13 protein-coding genes are annotated in these 15465 nt (G+C 66.2%); 5 read left to right on the forward strand and 8 right to left on the reverse strand.

What is annotated here, in order from left to right:
- Window positions 1-34 precede the first annotated feature (34 nt).
- The 5 genes from AC5Y2L_RS06285 to AC5Y2L_RS06305 are packed head-to-tail and all read right to left on the reverse strand — an operon-like array spanning window position 35 to window position 5790.
- Window positions 35-1528, reverse strand: coding sequence for a class I adenylate-forming enzyme family protein (locus AC5Y2L_RS06285; RefSeq protein ID WP_499932465.1), 1494 nt, complete (start codon window positions 1526-1528; stop codon window positions 35-37).
- Window positions 1525-2460 (reverse strand): acyl-CoA dehydrogenase family protein, encoded by a 936-nt coding sequence (locus tag AC5Y2L_RS06290; protein ID WP_499932463.1) that lies wholly within the window; start codon window positions 2458-2460, stop codon window positions 1525-1527. Before AC5Y2L_RS06290 ends, AC5Y2L_RS06285 begins: the two co-directional genes overlap by 4 nt.
- Window positions 2457-3614 carry an acyl-CoA dehydrogenase family protein gene (locus AC5Y2L_RS06295; RefSeq protein ID WP_499932461.1) on the reverse strand — a complete coding sequence of 386 codons (1158 nt, stop codon included), beginning with the start codon at window positions 3612-3614 and terminating at the stop codon, window positions 2457-2459. The genes AC5Y2L_RS06290 and AC5Y2L_RS06295 overlap by 4 nt, the downstream gene beginning before the upstream one ends.
- A 5-nt stretch (window positions 3615-3619) precedes the next feature.
- Window positions 3620-4726 (reverse strand): acyl-CoA dehydrogenase family protein, encoded by a 1107-nt coding sequence (locus AC5Y2L_RS06300; RefSeq protein WP_499932459.1) that lies wholly within the window; start codon window positions 4724-4726, stop codon window positions 3620-3622.
- Complete coding sequence (locus tag AC5Y2L_RS06305; protein WP_499932457.1) at window positions 4723-5790, reverse strand: acyl-CoA dehydrogenase family protein; 1068 nt, start codon at window positions 5788-5790, stop codon at window positions 4723-4725. The genes AC5Y2L_RS06300 and AC5Y2L_RS06305 overlap by 4 nt, the downstream gene beginning before the upstream one ends.
- A 79-nt stretch (window positions 5791-5869) precedes the next feature.
- Between AC5Y2L_RS06305 and AC5Y2L_RS06310 the strand changes: the two genes are divergently transcribed.
- Complete coding sequence (locus AC5Y2L_RS06310) at window positions 5870-6730, forward strand: LLM class flavin-dependent oxidoreductase (protein ID WP_499932455.1); 861 nt, start codon at window positions 5870-5872, stop codon at window positions 6728-6730.
- Here AC5Y2L_RS06310 and AC5Y2L_RS06315 read toward each other — a convergent pair.
- Together AC5Y2L_RS06315 and AC5Y2L_RS06320 are read right to left on the reverse strand one after the other, a co-directional pair.
- Window positions 6699-7439: an SDR family oxidoreductase gene (locus AC5Y2L_RS06315; protein ID WP_499943687.1), complete on the reverse strand. Its 741-nt coding sequence runs from the start codon at window positions 7437-7439 to the stop codon at window positions 6699-6701. The genes AC5Y2L_RS06310 and AC5Y2L_RS06315 overlap by 32 nt on opposite strands.
- Window positions 7440-7451: 12 nt before the next feature.
- A complete protein-coding gene (locus AC5Y2L_RS06320) occupies window positions 7452-8285 on the reverse strand; it encodes a FadR/GntR family transcriptional regulator (protein WP_499932451.1) in 834 nt (277 codons plus the stop codon).
- Window positions 8286-8439: 154 nt separating this feature from the next.
- Here AC5Y2L_RS06320 and AC5Y2L_RS06325 point away from each other — a divergent pair, with 154 nt between their 5' ends.
- Both AC5Y2L_RS06325 and AC5Y2L_RS06330 read left to right on the forward strand, forming a co-directional pair.
- Window positions 8440-10821, forward strand: coding sequence for a CaiB/BaiF CoA-transferase family protein (locus tag AC5Y2L_RS06325; RefSeq protein WP_499943688.1), 2382 nt, complete (start codon window positions 8440-8442; stop codon window positions 10819-10821).
- Between the two features lie 303 nt (window positions 10822-11124).
- Entirely contained in the window at window positions 11125-11316 is a 192-nt protein-coding gene (locus AC5Y2L_RS06330) for a ferredoxin (RefSeq protein ID WP_499933923.1), read from the forward strand.
- A 55-nt stretch (window positions 11317-11371) separates the two neighbouring features.
- Here AC5Y2L_RS06330 and AC5Y2L_RS06335 read toward each other — a convergent pair whose 3' ends face one another.
- Complete coding sequence (locus AC5Y2L_RS06335) at window positions 11372-12607, reverse strand: cytochrome P450 (protein WP_499933924.1); 1236 nt, start codon at window positions 12605-12607, stop codon at window positions 11372-11374.
- A 149-nt stretch (window positions 12608-12756) separates the two neighbouring features.
- On the opposite strand from AC5Y2L_RS06335, the gene AC5Y2L_RS06340 reads away from it, so the two are divergent.
- Together AC5Y2L_RS06340 and AC5Y2L_RS06345 are read left to right on the forward strand one after the other, a co-directional pair.
- Entirely contained in the window at window positions 12757-13884 is a 1128-nt protein-coding gene (locus tag AC5Y2L_RS06340; protein WP_499933926.1) for an aromatic ring-hydroxylating oxygenase subunit alpha, read from the forward strand.
- A 3-nt stretch (window positions 13885-13887) separates the two neighbouring features.
- Entirely contained in the window at window positions 13888-15465 is a 1578-nt protein-coding gene (locus AC5Y2L_RS06345) for an AMP-binding protein (RefSeq protein WP_499933927.1), read from the forward strand.

The raw sequence follows: 15465 nt of genomic DNA on the forward strand, positions 1-15465 counted from the left end.
ACTCACGAATTCGATATCGCGGGCGCTATTAGACTCATCCCTCCCGCGCTGCGATCATCGCCGAGCGATTGACCTTCGTCGCGGCGGTACGCGGAATACTGTCGACGAACTCCACCGTCTTGGGCACCTTATACGGGGCGAGCCGGCCCTTGGCGTACTCGATCACCTCTTGCTCGGTGAGCCGGCCGGCCGGTTGCACGACGGCATGCACCCGGCGGCCCCATCGCGGATCGGACAGGCCGATGACGACGACGTCGGCGATCGCCGGGTGTCCGGATAGCGCGGATTCCACTTCTGCGGGAAAGACATTCGCGCCGCCGGTGATGATCATGTCGGCCCGCCGGTCGGTGATGTAAAGGTAGCCGTCCTCGTCCAGGTGGCCGATGTCTCCAGCAGAACGAAAGCCGTCCTCGGTCGACGGCAATGGTGGCGCGCCACCCAGATAGCGGTAACCGGCACTCATCGGCGCACGCAGGTAGACGTCGCCGTCCACGCCGGGGCCGACTGGATTCTTGTCGGCGTCGAGGATCCGGATCTCGGTGTCGCGGAAGCCGCGGCCGACGCTGCCGGGATGGGTCAGCCACTCGTCGCCGCGCAACGCGGTGAGCCCCAGATTCTCGGTCATGCCGTAGGCCGTGACGATCTGTTCGGGACTGAGCAGCTCAAACCAGGTGCGCAGCAGCGACGGCGGCATCACCGCGGCGCCCTGCAGGATGAACACGATGCTGGACAGGTCGCGTTGTCGGATGTCGGGCAGGGCGGCCACGCGCGCAAGCATCGTCGGTGTGGCGGTGAAGTTGGTGATCCGGAAGCGCTCGATGGTGTCCACAAACAATGCCGCATCGAACTTTTCGAGGATCACCAGGTGGTCGCCGCCCAACAGCATGAGGAAGGTGGCGAAGCCGTTGGTGTGATACATCGGCGCGGGCACCATGATGGTCTGCGGTTTGGCCACCGGGGTCCAGTTCGACAGGAAGGGCTCACCCTGCTGAGGTGTCCACAACGACGGCGCCAGGTTGAGTATCACTTTCGGAACGCCGGTGGAACCGCTACTGCAGATGCCATTTGCGGTCGGGGAAATCGCTGCGGGCAGCGGGTTTTCCGGTTCAGCAGAAGCCAGCGCGGCCAGCTCCCACCGGCTCTGGTCGTCGACCACCACGGCCGGGTCGATCACCGCACGTACCCGGTTGCGCTCCCACTCGGGCAGATCCCAGTGCATGGGTATGGGAACCGCGCCGATCTTCCAGCAGCCCAGGGTGGCCAGCACCAGGTGTACCGAGTTCGGAATCGCAATGGCTACAAGCGAACCCGTCTCCGCGCCGCGGGCAGCCAGCGCCCGGCCCCATTGATTGGCCTGGGCGTCGAGTTCGGCGAAAGTCAGCGCCTGCGCGCTGCCGTCCAACGCGACGACGGTCACCGCGGGCGCGTCGCCTTGCCGCTCGCCGAGTTCCTGCAACTTGATGCCGAACGGGATTCCCTCTTCCAGTGGGTTCGGTGCCGGCGAAGCCGCGACGGGTTGGGTGCTCATACCGGTACCGGTCCGCTGAAGAGCGTCTCCAGATACCCGTCGCGGACGTCGGATATCAGCCGCAGGCTGAGTGCTTCGGCGCTCAGCGGGAGCCGGATCAGCGGCTGGGTGTGCCGGTCGAGCACGCTGATGTCGGACTCGTCGCAGAATCCCAGGGCTCCCAGCAGTTGGTGGGCTGTGCGCAGGACTTGGCGTGCGGTGTCGGCCGCCTTGAGCCGAAGCACCAGCGCGTCGGCCACCTGGACTTGCTCCGCCGTTGAATCCGCCCGGCTGACAGTGTATTTGGCGAGCTCGTAGAGCCCCCGCACCGCGACGGAAGCGTCCGCTACGGCAAACCTCACCGCCTGAAAGTCCGCCAGCGGTTTACCGAACTGCACCCTCGCTCGCACGTGTTCGGTCGCGATGTCCAGCGACCGCTGCGCTGCTCCCAACATTCGCCATGACCCCAGCACCAGATGAAGATTAACGTCGGCGACGGGAACGCAGCCGTCGGGTCCGCTCAGAGTTGCCGGCACCAGGAACGGTCCGAGTTTTGCGTTGGTCCGCGATCCGGGATGTGGTCGATACCGGTTGCCGTCGAGGTCGGCGGCGACCCATTCACCTGACAGGTCGCCGTGGTCGATGCGGGGTGCCTCGGGATGCACCAGGGCCAGTCGAGCGCCGTCAATGCTCAACAACTCCTCGACCAGCGGATAGGGCAGGGCAGTCGCGCCGGCCGCCTGGCAGAGCACGGCCGCGGCCAGCAGGTCGTCAGACCCCGACCGGACATCGAGTTCGAACGCGCCGAGCTCGCTCAGAGCCTGGCGTGCCGCGCGTCGAACGTCGTCATCGGTCTCGGCACGGAGCGCTGCCTGCGGTCCGCCCAACCGGGTCAGCCGCTTGGCGGCGACGGCGGCGAAGTCGGCAATATCTTGTGGCAGTTCGGTTTTCAACGATGTTCCCCCAACACGTCGCGGGCCACCAGCATGCGCTGCACCTCGATGGTGCCCGAGGCCACGGTGGCCGCCTGCGCATAGCGCCAGTGGTCGTCGACCGCGCCGTGCAGCGCCGCGGAGCTCCCGCTGTCCAACGCGGACGGGCCCAGCACGTCGAACAGCAACTCGGCCACCTGCTGATCGCAGGTGGTGGTCGCGATGCGGGCGGCGCTGGCGGCCGCACCCGCCGCCGGGTCGTCCTGCAGCGACACCGCTCGATAGGCCATCAGCCGGGCCACCCGCAAGTCGACCAGCGACCGAACCCACCGGCTGCGAATGGTTTCCGGCAGCTTGTCCCAGTCATCGCCGAGCAGGGCCTGCATGCGATGCAGCAGCGACTCGCATCGTGCGTAGCGTGCGATGCCGACCCGTTCGAAAGCCAGCGCTTCACGCATCACCCGCCAGCCGTCGCCCGGCTCGCCCAGCACATCGCCGGGAAATGCCGGCACCCCATCCAGGAACATCTCGTTGAGGTGGTGCGGACCCAGCATCGACGGGATACCGCGGACGGTGAAACCCGGGCGGTCCATCGGAATCAGAAACAGGCTGAGCCGCTTGGACTTCGGTGCGTCGGGATGGGTGCAGGCGGCCAGCACACACCACGATGCCATCCGCGCATACGACGTCCATACCTTTTGGCCGGTGATACGCCAAGCCGTGCCGTCGGGCCCGTCCGGAACGGCGCGAGTGCGCAACGAAGCCAGATCGGTGCCGGCTTCGGGTTCGGAGAATCCTTGGCACCAGATGACTTCGCCGGACGCGATGCCCGACAGGTGCTTGGCCTTCTGCTCGGCCGTTCCATAGCGCATGATCGCCGGGCCGACCCAGTTGATGCCCATGTACTGCGGCCCGCGGGGTTCGAAGTTGGCCCACATCTCTTCGCGCAGCACGGTCTGCTGCCAGACCGAACCGCCTCCGCCGCCATGCTCTTTGGGCCAGGCCAGCGCCAGCAGGCCTTCGGCGGCCAGCAGCTTGCAAAACGACTCGGTGGTGGCCAGGTCGTCCGGATCGTCGGTGCAGGCACCCAGGAAATCGGCCGGAATATGGTCGGCGATCAACTGCCGCAAGTGCTTTCGCAATCCGGCCGCGTCGTCGCCAAGGTCGTAATCCATCGTCGTCACCCCTTCGGCAGCCCGAGCAGCCGCTCGGCGATGATGTTGCGCTGGACTTCGGACGTGCCGCCGTAGATGGTCGCGGCCAGCGCATCCTGACGTTCGAAGAGCAAGTCCGGGTCAGCCGCCGAATGCGGCCCGCTGGCCACCGCGCTCAGTTCCCAAACCCGTTGCAAGGTAACCGATCCGAGAAGCTTCAAAATATCGGCTTCCGGGCTGGGCCGTCCGGCGAGCTCGTTGCCCAAAGCACGGTAGCCGGTGGCCCGCAGCGCCTCCGCGTCGGCGAGCAGCCGGCCCAGTTCGGCGTGGAGGTCGGAGCTCCCGGCGCCGCAAGCGCCGCGGATCGATTCCAGGCCGCGGTTGATCTCGACCCAGTTCATGATCCAAATCATCTGGCGCTCATGCTGCAACGACGACAGCGCGACGTGCCAGCCGTCGTTGCACGCGCCCAGCAGGTTGGTCACCGGGACTTCGACGTCGTCGAGGAAGACCTCGCAGAACGTCTCGTCGGAGATCGACGCCATCCGGATCGGTTCGATACGTACCCCGGGCGATTGCAGGTCGAGGATCAGACAAGAGATGCCACGGTGTTTCGGCGCGTAGGGATCGGTACGGGCGTAGAGGGTGCACCACCGCGACAGGTGGGCTTGGGTGGTCCAGATCTTGTGACCGTTGACCAGGAACATGTCACCGTGGCGTTCGGCGCGGGTGCGCAGCCCGGCGAAGTCGGACCCGGCTTCCGGTTCGGACATGCCCAGCGCCCACCATTCGTCGCCGCGCAGCAATGGGACCAGCAGGCGGTCGATCTGCTCGGGAGTCCCGAACTGGCGAATGCCCGGGGCGGCGACGTTGGGCCCGGCGATGTTGGGCAGCTTGGGCGCTGACCGCGTGGCCGCCGCGAGCCGGATTTCCATGGCATCGCGCAAGCCCAGTGATCGCCCGCCGTGCTCGCGGGGCCAGGTGGGCTGGATCCAGCCGGCTTCGAATGCGGCCCGCTGATAGTCACGGCGCAGCGCGAGATCCCATCGGTACTTCGGATATTGCTGGTAGTAGTCATGCGGCAGAAACTCCGCCAACCAGGTGACGAATTCCTCGACCACCGCTGACGTCATGCCGCGCCTCCAGCGAAGCGTTGCCCCACCGCGTGGTAGAGCGCGCGACTGTCGCCCAGCATCGCCGCCCCCTGCCAGGCGTGCCGGACGAACAAGTGGCTGTCGTGTTCCCAGGTCTGTCCCAGTGCCCCGTGTACCTGCACCGCGGTCCGCGCACAGCCGGTTGCGGCCTCGCCGGCCGCGGCCTTCGCCAGTGCCGCGGCGGTCCATGCGCCGGCCTCGTCCATACCGAGGCGGGCGGCGGCCGCGTAGGTGAGGCTGCGGGCGCGTTCCACGGCGACGTAGTTGTCGGCCAGGGCATGTTTGATCGCCTGGAATGCGCCGATCGGCTTACCGAACTGCCGTCGGGACTTCGCGTGTTCGACGGAGCGGTGCAGCGCCGCAGTTGCCACCCCGAGCAAGTCGGAGGCCGCGGCGACCAGCGGTGCGGCGAGCACCGAGGCGACATCGGCGATCGTCGCTGTGGTCAGCGGTGTGGTGTCGACATCGACGTCCGCCAGCGGTTGGGTGGGGTCGGTGGACTCGCCCGCGTGGACGGTGATGCCGTCACCGCAGCGGGCCACCGCAACCACCGGCCCGGCATCGGAACTGGCCGGCGTGACGATGAGCTCGGCGCGCGAGAGGTTCGGGACAGCGACGGCACGTCCGCTCAGCCGGTTGTGGCGCAGCGTCATCGGCATACCCGGCAGCCGATCGCCAGGGGCATGGACAGCCAGGGTTGCGACCACCCCGCTCGCGATTTCGGCGAGCACGTCGTCAAAGGCGCCGCCGCAGGCCCGCAACACCCCTGCGGCCATGCCCACGCTGGTCAGCAAAGGGATGGGCGCGATCGCGGCACCGCATTCCTCGAGCAGGACGGTGAGCTCGACGGGTCCGAACTCCGCGTCGGCGTCGGGCGCCGCCAGCTCCGTCCAGCCGAGGTCGACGACCGTCTTCCACAACGCGCGCCAGCGTTCCGGGTCGGTGATCGCCTGGCGGGCGACGCTGGTCGGACACTCGGCACGCAGGACGTCGCGCACGGTGTCACGCAGCGCCAGCTGCTGCGAAGTCAGTGCGACGTCCATAAGACCCCTAACATAATAAAAATAGTAAACTAGCGACTCGGGTGCAATCGGACCATCGGGCAAGACGTAGGTGACACACATGGTCGAGTGGTATCTCTTCCTCCCGCAGGTGCGGTTGCCCGTGGCCGAGTTCGTGCTGCGAGCGCGCCAGGCCGAAGCCTGCGGTTTCGACGGGTTGGCGTTCATCGACCACCTCGAGGCGCCCGGTCAGCCCGATGAAAGCATTTGGGAGGCAATGGGTATCGCGACATGGGTAGCAGCCAAGACGGACCGGCTGAGGATCGGCCATCTGGTGCTCTGTGACGCGTTCCGGCATCCGGCAGTGCTGGCCAAGCAGGCCGTCACGCTTTCGGAAGCCTCGGGCGGCAGATTCGAGCTCGGGCTGGGAGCCGGATCCTGGCCTGCCGAATTCTCCAAATTCGATGTGGCGCAACAGGATTTGGCAACCCGGGTGGCGCAACTGGACCGCAGCCTGGGATTGATCAGGCAGTATTGGGCGGACGGCGCCTCGGGCCGCGGTCAATCTCCCCGGCCTACGCATCCGATACCGCTGGTGCTGGGGGGTAGCGGACGCCGAATGATGGAACTGGTTCGCAAATACGCGGATTGGTGGAACCTGCAAGCGAATCATCTGGACCGGCTGCCCCGGTTGGCCGCGTCCGCGGATCCGGCGCGGATCTCGGTTCAGCAAGCGGTGGGCTTCGCCCGCTCCGGCAGCGATCCAGACGCTGTGCGCGAGGTGAGCACCCGCCGATTCGGCCAGCTGGGGCCGGGGCTGGTCTGCGGCACCGCTGCAGAGTTGATCGAGCACTTCAGCAGCCTGGCGGCCCAGCGGGTCGAGCGCTTCTACGTGTGGTTCGCCGACTTCGCCGCCCCGGAGTCGCTGGCCGAATTCGGTGAATCGGTGATCAAAGAGTTTCCGGTTTCCGCGGCGAATTGAGCGCCGCGCGCCGGCGCGCCTCGGTGGGCACGATCGGTGGACGTGCGAAGGGACCGCGCCGCACGGCGTTCAGCCGTATCTCCGGCAGATCGACCGAGGGGTCGACGGTGTCCAGCCAGGCGACCGCCTCGGCGACGTCGGATACCTGGATCGCGTACATCTCGAAGGGGACGTCCTGCAGCATTTCGGTTTCCACCGGTCCCGGAGTCACGATGTGGACGCTGATGCCGTCTCGGTCGACCTCGAGCGCCAACGCGCGGGCAAAGGCATTCATGCCGGCCTTCGTCGCGGAGTAGGCGGTGCGCGCCATCATCGGTTCGTGCGCCGCGGACGACGAGATAAACACCAACCGGCCGCCCGGGCGCATCCGCGGCAGCACCGCGGAGGTCACCACGAAGCAGGAGTCCAGATTGGCCGCCATGATCGTGCGCCACTGCTCGAACGTCTGCTTACGTGCGTAGGTTCCGCCCAGCACACCGGCGGCGTGAACGACGAGATCGATTGTCTCCAAAGCGCTTATCGCATTCTGGAAGTCAGCCGGGTCGGACGCGTCGGCGACGATATGGCGCGCGCCGAGCTGTTCGGCGGTGGTGCGCAACGGTCCCTCGCGTCGCGCCACCAGCACCACGTCATAGCCGAGCTCAGAAAGCTTGCGACCGCATGCTTTTCCAATCCCACCGCTGCCGCCGGTCACCAGTGCGGTTCGCATGCTCAAGGGCGGTTATGGCCGCCGGACATCCCGCGGGCGGGACCCCGAACGTGAAAGAGCCTGCGGCGACAGCGCATAAATACGTTGGTCAGCGCTTCCCGACAACACATAGGTCTGAGCGTCGGCGAGGTGCCGGCCCGCGATCCGGCGGGCCCGGTCGACGTCGCCCTCCGCAATCGTCTCGGTGAGCTTGATGTGGGTGTTGAGCACCGCGCGCCGCTTGGCCAGCGACGGATAGGTGCCACGGGCCGAACTCTCGTCGGCCCAGCGTTGCTCGTGGCTGGTCCACAGCGACTCCAGGCTGCCGACGACCGCGATGATGGTGTGGTTCCCGCAGCCGCGGACGATGAGATCGTGGAATTTTCGGCCGATTTCGGTGAAGTGGCGACCGTCTTCCAGATTCTCGGCCATGGAGTCGTTGATCTGCTTGAGTTCGGGTATCAACGTGTCCGCGCGGTCCGGCCGCTGGGCGGCCAGCGCGGCGCATGCCGGCTCGAGCTCCTGCAACGCCGCACCGAGGTCCGCGACCGCCACCGACTCGCTCTGCAACAGCAAACCGAGCATGTAGGCGGCGCTGGTCTTGGCCGGCGCATGTACCACGGCACCGCCACGGTTGCCGCGCCGGACCGAGACCAAGCCCTCGGTCTCCAAGATCCGCAACGCTTCCCGCAACGAGACCAGGCTGACGTTGAACTGCTCGACCAGCACTTCCTGACGCGGCAGCAGATCGCCGTCGGCGAGCTCGCCGTCGATGATCTGACGACGCAGCTCGTCGGCTACGATCTCAGCGATCCTGGGCGCCGACAATCGGCGACGGGCGTCAGGGCCAATTCCCAGAGCGGTCATCCGATCCTCGCAGGCTCGATTGATGGGTGCCGACCTGCCACGCAGGTTTGAGTGCGGCGTGGCGACCCGCTGCGCCCGGCTTCGCCGCGCTTGCGATCGCCACTACGTACTCGACAGGCTTAGCTATCTTAGCAGTAATGATATAAATAGCCGGGTGAGTCGCGGTTCCGGCAATCCGCCGCTTGACCAATTGCGCGTCATCGAGATCAGCGACCGTATCGCCGGAGGTTACTGCGGGAAACTGTTGGTCGACGCCGGCGCTGACGTACGCAAAATCGAACCGCCGCAAGGAGATTCGCTGCGCCGGTGGTCAGCTGACGGGGTGCCGGTGCCGTCCGGCGCCGACTCGCCGCTCTTCAACTACCTCAACGCGGGCAAACGCAGCCTCACCTGCGCTCCGGGTTCGGATCGGTTCCGCGCCGAACTGTCCGCGGCCGATGTCGTGGTGGTCACCGCGGGGCCGTCGCAGGCGGCGGAGCTCGGCATCGATCCACAGTGTCTGCTGGCCGACAGCCCGCACGCCGTCGTCGTGACAATCTCGGACTTCGGCTGGACGGGCCCGTACGTCGACCGCGCCGCGACTGAGTTCACCCTGCAAGCCTGGGCGGGCTCGCCGGGATTTCGGGGTGACCCCGCCGGGCCGCCGATCGCGATCGGCGGCGACCTGGGGGAGTACATGGGTGGCGTGTTCGCCGCATTCGGCGCATTGGCGGTGCGCCGCCGCGTCGAGCGCCGCGGTCCGGGTGAGCATCTCGACCTGTCCATGCTCGAGGCGATCACCCTGATGCAGAGCAGCGAATGGCTGCATTCCCAGCTGCTTCAGGTGCCGCCGATCCGCCGCACCCTCGAAGTCCCCTCGATCGAGCGGGCCAAGGACGGCTATGTCGGGATCACGATGGTCACCGGTCAACAGTGGCTGGACTTCGCCGCGATGGTCGAATGCCCGCAGCTCGCGGAGATCGAACAGCTGCAATTCCAGATCGGCCGCTGGGCCTACCGCGATTTCATCCGTGAGCAAATCGGCCCCTGGATGGCCGAACGGACCGTCGAGGAGATCGTCGAACTCGGTCAGCTGTTTCGGCTGCCCATCGCGGCGCTGGGCAACGGCTCCACGATCCGCCACATGGACTACGTGACCGAACGTGGCGTGTTCGTCGGCAACCCCGCCGGCTTCCACCAGCCCCGCCCACCATGGCTGATGTCGCACTGCGCGCCCGCGCCGGTGCGCAGTACCCCGGCCGTCGGCTTGGATAACGACGAAACACCTTTGCCTGCAACGGAACACAAGGCAGCCCAAGTGCCGCGCGGGCTGCCGCTCGAGGGTGTTCGCATTGTCGACTTGACGGCGTTTTGGGCCGGACCGGCCGCCACCCATGTGCTGGCCGCATTCGGTGCCGACGTCGTCAAGGTGGAGTCGATTCAGCGGCCGGACGGCATCCGCTACTCGGGCGGCATGCGCAAGGACGTCGACGACTGGTGGGAGTACGGCTGGGTGTTCCATGCGATGAACACCAACAAGCGTTCCGTGACACTGGATTTGAACTCCGACGACGGTCGCCGTCTGTTCAAGACGCTGGCCGCCGACGCCGACGTGGTGATCGAAAACTTCTCCCCGCGCGTAATGGACAACTTCGGGCTCACCGCCGATGTGCTGCTGCAGGTGAACCCCAAGCTCGTCGTCGCCCGGATGCCGGCGTTCGGGCTGGAAGGTCCGTGGCGTGACCGAGTTGGCTTCGCCCCCACCATGGAACAGCTGGCCGGCCTGGCCTGGGTGACCGGATTGCCGGAGAACCCCCCGGTGACGCCGCGCGGTGCGTGCGATCCACTGGCCGGGGTGCATGCCGCGTTCGCGGTGCTGGCCGCGCTGCACTTCGCCGACCGCACGGGCAGCGGCCAGCAGGTCGAGTTGCCGATGATCGAAACGGTACTCAACGTCACCGCGCTCCAGCCGATCGCACACGAGGTGTTCGGTGTGACGCTGAGTCGGCGGGGCAACCGCGGCCACGGCCCGGCCATCCAGAACATCTACCGGTGCGCCGGCCCACAGGATGACTGGATTGCCATCACCGTGCAAGACGACGAACAATGGCGCGCGCTGGTCGAATTGATGGGCCGGCCGTCCTGGTGCGATGCGGGGATGTCCACCGTGGCCGAACGGCACGAGCGGGCCGACGAGATCGATGCACGGCTCGGCGACTGGTTCGCCGGGCAGCCGCTGGAGTCGACCGTCGAGCGTCTGGCTGCCGCGGGAATTCCCGCCGCTCCGGTGGTGTCACCGTCGTTGGTGACGCGGAACCCGCAACTGCGCGCTAGGGGATTCTTCGAGCAACTTGTCCATCCGAGCACCGGGGCTGGCCTTTATCCCTGTCCGCCGTTCGCCCGGCTGGCCGGCCAGGACCGGTGGCTGGCCCGGCCGCCGCCACTGCTCGGTCAGCACAACGCAGAAGTGCTGCGCGATCGGTGTGCAGTCAGCGAGGAAGAGCTGGCGCGGCTGGCCGCCGATGAGGTGATCGGGACACGGCCGGCGGGGGCGTAGGAAGCGGCGTGTGAACTACGTTGCACAGCAAGGCATTTCACCGTTGCTCCCCAATTGGTGTGCACCGGCGGGAAACCCACCGGTCACATCAGCCACGCCAGTCCCTACGGTGCTGGGCGAGTCATTTTGCAACGTGGTATCGCCCGCGATATCGCATTGGCGAGCGCGACATGGCCGCTTTCTCTGGTACACGAGTGGCAGGTGTGGCCGGATCGCCGACTTCATCCGCAAGATCCGAAATGGCGGTCATGGAAGCCGACGCCAGAGAGAGGTATACCGTACAGCGGATGGAGGGAGTATCTGATGCGTGTGATCGTCGACCCGGATTTGTGTGAGGCGAACGGTTTCTGCGAATCGATCGCCCCGGACATCTTTGAACTCGGCGACGAGGACGTAGTGCAGATCGCCGAGGGCGAGGTGCCGGCAGACCGCGAGATCGACGTGCGCGCCGCCGTCGAGCAGTGCCCGAAGGCCGCGCTGAAGCTACGCGACTGACGCCCGACGACGGCGAGCGCTCGGACGGCGCGAGTGAGGAGTCGGGCAATCAGACTCAGCGTGCGGTAAGCGATATCGCCATCTCGTCGTAGATCGACATGTTGGTGGTCAGATTCGGGTAAGCCACCTTGGCCGGGCCCACCGCGATGTCATCGCAGCGCAGCAGCAGCTCGTCGAACACCGCGCGCAGTTCGGCCCGCGCCAGCATCGCGCCCAGGCAGTGGTGGGGACCGCCGCCGCCGAATGCCACGTGCGGGTTGGGCTGTCGTCCGATGTCGAAGGTGAACGGCGACTCGAAGACCTCCTCGTCGCGGTTGGCCGACCGCAGCATCGACACCACCCGCGCACCGGCGGGGATAGCCACCCCGTCCATCTCGATGTCGACCTTCGCGGTACGCGTCCAGTACGCCACCGGTGACGCCCAGCGCAGCACCTCCTCGACAGCACTGGGCCGCAGCGCTTCCTGCTCGCGATAGCGGTCGATCTGGTCGGGATTGGCGACAAACGCCTGCAGCCCGATGGCCAGCGCGTTCTTGGTGGTGTCGCTGCCGGCGAAGGCCAGCACGAAGAAGAAGAACTCGAGTTCGTTGGCCGGCAGCCGGAACTCCTCGCCGTCGTCACCGGTGACGACGGCGCTGGCCAGCGTGCTCCAGATGTCGTCGGCGGGATTGCGCCGTTTTTCCCCGGTGAGCTCCATCGCGTACCCGAAGATGTCGGCGTAGAGATCGGTGTAGTCCTCCCAGTTCGGCCGCGCGTCCGGCGAGTTGGCCTTCAGGATGCGGTCCAGGCAATCGAAGATGCGGGGCCGGTCGGATTCCGGTATGCCGATGATGTCGCCGATGACCGTCATCGGCAGCGCGTCGGCCACGCCCTCGATCCAGTCGCCGCCGCCGTTTGCCAGCAAGGCGTCGATCATCCCGGCGGCGCGCGCCCGAATTCCGGCCTCCAGCTTGGCGATTGCCCGCGGATTGAAAGCGTGCGAGATGAGCTTGCGGCGCTTGTTCAGGCCGGGCGGGTCCATATTGATGATCGTCGGGTACGACGAGAACATGCCGACCGGTTGGATGAGTGGTCCGTCGACCGCGGTGAACGAATCGACGTCCCGGTGCAGGCGTACCGCGTGGCGATGCTTGGTCGTCACCCAGAACTCACGCCCGACGGTCTTGGCGACGCCGGGGGTGAGGTCATGCCGGAAAAGCGGCCTGCTGCGCCGCAGCTCGGCGAACAGCTCATCGGGAAAACCGTTGCGCCACAAGGCAAAGTCGGAAAGATCTGTGGTGACACTCGTCATGGCCAACCTCGCTCCGGGTCGGACCCCGGCAAGGGGAGCCCGCGTTGACGTTCAATGCTTAAGATAGTAAAAATAGAGCTAGTCGTCGAACCGCGGGTCATGTTGCGTTCGGCCCCGGAAAGTTCGGCCCTGTCGGAAACGGAGTGCTGGTGACGCATACGATGTCGGACTCGGCTTCCGAAGCAGCGAAAGACCCGTCGGAACAGGAGTTCGGCTCGGCCGGGATCGCCCTGTCGAAGTACCGCTTCCCGACGGGATGGTTCATCGTCGCCTTCGCCTCCGACTTGGCCCCGGGTGACGTCAAGCGCGCGCACTACTTCGGTGAGGAGCTCGTGCTGTTCCGCACCGCCTCCGGCCAGGTACACGTGCTCGACGCCTACTGTCAGCACCTAGGGGCCAACCTCGGGGTGGGCGGCACCGTGGAGGGCGAGAACATCGTCTGCCCGTGGCATGGCTGGCGCTGGCGCGGCGACGGCACCAACGCGTTGATCCCGTACAGCAAGATCGGCTGCAAGAACAACGTCCGCATCCGGACCTACCCGGCGGTGGAGTGGTACGGCTTCATCCTGGTGTGGCACGAACGGCACGGCAGGGCGCCCTATTGGCAACCGCCGGTGCTGCCCGAGCTGGAAACCGACGAGTATTACCCGCTGCACCCGCACACCCGGATGCTCAACCGGGTCAAGGTGCACGCGCAGATGATCATCGAGAACGCCGCCGACCCCTACCACGTCCAGTACGTGCACAAGGCCGCCAACCCGGCCACCACCGCCTCGTTCGAAGTGTCGGGGTATCACCTGCACGCCACCGTCAACGCGCACTTCGGCGGCGGCCGCGCGCAGACCTGGTTGACGCCCAACGGGCCGGTCGACGCCAAGATCATCTACGACAACTACTCGCTGGGGCTGGGCGTTGTTCGCTTCCCGAGTGAGCTGGTGGCCACCGTCCAGGTCACCGGGCAGACACCGGTCGACGAGGACTACACCGACTACTTCTACACCCAGGCTTCCGTTCGCGAGCCGGGCGACACCGGCGACGTGCCGACCGGCCGCGCCGCCAAATTCCTGGCGCTGCAGCAAGAGGTGATCAAGCAAGACTTTTTCACCTGGGAGAACATGAAGTATTTGGAGAAGCCGAACCTGGCACCTGAAGAGGCGCATGACTATGCCGCCCTTCGCCGTTGGGCGCACCGCTTCTACCCGGGTAAGCAACCCTCGCCGGATGACTTCGGCTATACCGCCGAAGGCGAGCCTGACCCGGCGGCCGCCGAGGCGTGAAAGTTGTTCGAGCCCTCCGATTTCGGCGTCGAGCGTTTCACAGTGCCTGCGGTGTTGGATCGGCGGGCTGAGCAGTATCCCGACCGCGTGATGATGTCGATCGACGGGACCGACGTGACCTTCGAGCAGATGCGGCGGCGGTCCTGCGCGGCGGCGAACCTGCTCATTGATCTGGGTGTGCGCCAGGGTGATTCCGTGGCGCTGTTCACCAACACCTGCCCGGCGTGGGTCTACTTCTGGCTGGGCGCGGCCCGCATCGGCGCGGTGACCGCGGCGGTGAACGCCGCCAACAAAGGTGACTTCCTGCTGCACACCCTGCGCTTGTCCAACGCCAAGGTGATTCTCACCGACGCCGATCGCCGGTCCCGTGTCGACGAAGTCTCCGACCGGCTGGACACGGTGACCGACGTTGTAGTGCAAGGTGATTCGCTCGACCGAACCCTGGATCGGCTGATCGATCGCCCGTTGCCGGAGTACACCGGAGAGATCGGTGAGGTCGGGGCACTGTTCTTCACGTCGGGCACTACCGGGCCGTCGAAAGCCGTTGCCACCACGTGGCACTACCTCTTCTCGGTGGCGGCGACCGTCGCTGAGGCATGGCAATTCGGTGCCGGCGAGGTGCTGTGGACCGCGATGCCGTTGTTTCATCTCAGTGCGGCGCCCAGCGTGCTGGCTCCCATGCTGGTCGGCGGAACGACGGTGCTGGCCGGGGCTTTTCACCCCACGGCCGTCTGGGACGACGTGCGGGCCCACGGTGCCATCGGCTTCGCCGGGGCCGGTGCGATGGTTTCGATGCTGCAGAATCTGCCCCCCGATCCGCGTGACCGGCAGCTGCCGTTGCGGTTCATCTCTGCGGCGCCCATCCAGGCGCACTCTTACCGCGACATCGAAACCCGCTACGGCTGTCGCATCGTTACCATGTACGGGATGACGGAGGCCTTTCCGATAGCAGTCAAAAGCGTTGCTGAACAAGGTGTTCCGGGAACTTCGGGTCGCCCGAACCCGAATTACGAGGTACGCATCGTCGACGCGGACGGCAACCCGCAGCCCGCTGGAACCGTCGGGGAGATCGCTTGCCGGGCCCGATACCCGCACGTGATGAGTGAGGGGTACGTGCATGCCGGTGACACGCCGCAATTGCACGTGGATCCGCATCCCGAGTGGTTCCGCACCGGCGACCTCGGCAAGCTGGACGATGAACTAAACCTGACATATGTAGACCGCGTCAAAGATTCGATCCGACGGCGCGGTGAGAATATTTCCTCGGTCGAAGTGGAAACCGTCGTGATGTGCCACCCGTCGGTGGCCGAAGCAGCAGCGGTCGCAGTACCCAGCGAGTTGGGTGAGGACGACATCCTGCTGGCGGTGACGCTTCGTCCCGGCGCCGAGTTGGATTACGCGGAGCTGCTCGACTTCTGCGCGGCCCGCATGCCCTACTTCTGTGTGCCGAGATTCGTCGAAATCCTTGATGAACTTCCAAAGAACGGGATCGGACGGATACGTAAAGACTTATTGCGGAAAAGAGGTGTAACGCGGGATGCCTGGGATCGGGAAAATGAGGGATATATCGTCAGCCGGTAG

The sequence above is a fragment of the Mycobacterium sp. NGS66 genome, from assembly GCF_059812225.1.

What these genes read in the sequence shown, in the direction of transcription:
- AC5Y2L_RS06285 (WP_499932465.1), bottom strand. Translation starts at nt 1,528, where the DNA reads ATGAGCACCCAACCCGTCGCGGCTTCGCCGGCACCGAACCCACTGGAA.
- AC5Y2L_RS06295 (WP_499932461.1), bottom strand. Translation starts at nt 3,614, where the DNA reads ATGGATTACGACCTTGGCGACGACGCGGCCGGATTGCGAAAGCACTTG.
- AC5Y2L_RS06300 (WP_499932459.1), bottom strand. Translation starts at nt 4,726, where the DNA reads ATGACGTCAGCGGTGGTCGAGGAATTCGTCACCTGGTTGGCGGAGTTT.
- AC5Y2L_RS06305 (WP_499932457.1), bottom strand. Translation starts at nt 5,790, where the DNA reads ATGGACGTCGCACTGACTTCGCAGCAGCTGGCGCTGCGTGACACCGTG.
- AC5Y2L_RS06310 (WP_499932455.1), top strand. Translation starts at nt 5,870, where the DNA reads ATGGTCGAGTGGTATCTCTTCCTCCCGCAGGTGCGGTTGCCCGTGGCC.
- AC5Y2L_RS06315 (WP_499943687.1), bottom strand. Translation starts at nt 7,439, where the DNA reads ATGCGAACCGCACTGGTGACCGGCGGCAGCGGTGGGATTGGAAAAGCA.
- AC5Y2L_RS06320 (WP_499932451.1), bottom strand. Translation starts at nt 8,285, where the DNA reads ATGACCGCTCTGGGAATTGGCCCTGACGCCCGTCGCCGATTGTCGGCG.
- AC5Y2L_RS06330 (WP_499933923.1), top strand. Translation starts at nt 11,125, where the DNA reads ATGCGTGTGATCGTCGACCCGGATTTGTGTGAGGCGAACGGTTTCTGC.
- AC5Y2L_RS06335 (WP_499933924.1), bottom strand. Translation starts at nt 12,607, where the DNA reads ATGACGAGTGTCACCACAGATCTTTCCGACTTTGCCTTGTGGCGCAAC.